This is a genomic window from Robertmurraya dakarensis (genome assembly GCF_900156875.1).
Classification (GTDB): domain Bacteria; phylum Bacillota; class Bacilli; order Bacillales; family Cytobacillaceae; genus Robertmurraya; species Robertmurraya dakarensis.
This window is the reverse complement of the sequence record NZ_LT707402.1, coordinates 1-1,336: the sequence shown is the minus strand read 5'-3', so window position 1 is coordinate 1,336 and position 1,336 is coordinate 1. Positions and strand designations below refer to the sequence as shown.

Annotated in this window: 13 tRNA genes; all 13 read left to right on the top strand. The window is 52.2% G+C overall.

Annotated features, from left to right (window positions below):
- Window positions 1-46: 46 nt before the first annotated feature.
- The 13 genes from CZ487_RS00075 (at window position 47) to CZ487_RS00020 (ending at window position 1,315) form a co-directional block, all read left to right on the top strand.
- Window positions 47-123, top strand: a tRNA-Pro gene (locus CZ487_RS00075).
- A 19-nt stretch (window positions 124-142) separates the two neighbouring features.
- A tRNA-Ala gene (locus CZ487_RS00070) sits at window positions 143-215 on the top strand.
- A 100-nt stretch (window positions 216-315) separates the two neighbouring features.
- Window positions 316-389: transfer RNA gene (locus tag CZ487_RS00065), tRNA-Ile, on the top strand.
- 11 nt (window positions 390-400) lie between these two features.
- Window positions 401-493: transfer RNA gene (locus tag CZ487_RS00060), tRNA-Ser, on the top strand.
- Window positions 494-513: 20 nt separating this feature from the next.
- Window positions 514-587 (top strand) — tRNA-Met (locus CZ487_RS26120).
- Window positions 588-590: 3 nt separating this feature from the next.
- Window positions 591-667, top strand: a tRNA-Asp gene (locus CZ487_RS00055).
- A gap of 50 nt (window positions 668-717) precedes the next feature.
- A tRNA-Phe gene (locus CZ487_RS00050) sits at window positions 718-790 on the top strand.
- A 7-nt stretch (window positions 791-797) separates the two neighbouring features.
- Window positions 798-881: transfer RNA gene (locus CZ487_RS00045), tRNA-Tyr, on the top strand.
- Window positions 882-892: 11 nt separating this feature from the next.
- A tRNA-Trp gene (locus tag CZ487_RS00040) sits at window positions 893-966 on the top strand.
- A 9-nt stretch (window positions 967-975) separates the two neighbouring features.
- A tRNA-His gene (locus CZ487_RS00035) sits at window positions 976-1,051 on the top strand.
- Window positions 1,052-1,063: 12 nt separating this feature from the next.
- Window positions 1,064-1,138: transfer RNA gene (locus tag CZ487_RS00030), tRNA-Gln, on the top strand.
- An 8-nt stretch (window positions 1,139-1,146) separates the two neighbouring features.
- Window positions 1,147-1,220, top strand: a tRNA-Cys gene (locus CZ487_RS00025).
- A gap of 13 nt (window positions 1,221-1,233) precedes the next feature.
- Window positions 1,234-1,315: transfer RNA gene (locus CZ487_RS00020), tRNA-Leu, on the top strand.
- Window positions 1,316-1,336 lie beyond the last annotated feature (21 nt).

The following is a 1,336-nucleotide window of genomic DNA, read 5'->3' as shown; positions in this document are numbered from 1 at the left end:
GAAGGTTATGGGTTCGACTCCTGTCGGGCGCGCCATTTAAGCATTACGGGAAGTAGCTCAGCTTGGTAGAGCACTTGGTTTGGGACCAAGGGGTCGCAGGTTCGAATCCTGTCTTCCCGACCAGTTCAAATAATTCTATTATGGGGCCTTAGCTCAGCTGGGAGAGCGCCTGCCTTGCACGCAGGAGGTCAGCGGTTCGATCCCGCTAGGCTCCATTTTCTATGCCATTATGGCGGTGTAGCTCAGCTGGCTAGAGCGTACGGTTCATACCCGTAAGGTCGGGGGTTCGATCCCCTCCGCCGCTATAAAATTAATGGACCCTTAGCTCAGCTGGTTAGAGCAGACGGCTCATAACCGTCCGGTCGTAGGTTCGAGTCCTACAGGGTCCATTTATATATATGGAGGAATACCCAAGTCTGGCTGAAGGGATCGGTCTTGAAAACCGACAGGCGGGTTAAACCGCGCGGGGGTTCGAATCCCTCTTCCTCCGCCATAAAACCTTAATAAAATTATCGCGGGGTGGAGCAGTCTGGTAGCTCGTCGGGCTCATAACCCGAAGGTCGCAGGTTCAAATCCTGTCCCCGCAATTTGGTCCGGTAGTTCAGTTGGTTAGAATGCCTGCCTGTCACGCAGGAGGTCGCGGGTTCGAGTCCCGTCCGGACCGCCATCTTATTCCAGTAGGTATCTACTGTTAATATAGATTTTTTCTTTTCGTGTGGCTCAGTAGCTCAGTCGGTAGAGCAAAGGACTGAAAATCCTTGTGTCGGCGGTTCGATTCCGTCCTGAGCCACCTTTTTGGAGGGGTAGCGAAGTGGCTAAACGCGGCGGACTGTAAATCCGCTCCTTAGGGTTCGGCGGTTCGAATCCGTCCCCCTCCACCATTACGCTATATAGGGATATAGTTTAAAGGTAGAACAGAGGTCTCCAAAACCTCCAGTGTGGGTTCAATTCCTACTATCCCTGCCAATAAATATGGCGGTTGTGGCGAAGTGGTTAACGCATCGGATTGTGGCTCCGACACTCGTGGGTTCGATTCCCATCAATCGCCCCATTTATATTATTTTGGGCTATAGCCAAGTGGTAAGGCAACGGACTTTGACTCCGTCATTCGTAGGTTCGAATCCTGCTAGCCCAGCCAATTTTAATGGCAGCATAGCCAAGTGGTAAGGCAGAGGTCTGCAAAACCTTTATCACCGGTTCAAATCCGGTTGCTGCCTCCATTAATTTAGAACTGCCGGTGTGGCGGAATTGGCAGACGCGCACGACTCAAAATCGTGTTCCTTCTGGAGTGTCGGTTCGACCCCGACCACCGGTATTGTCGACTCCTATTTGCGGG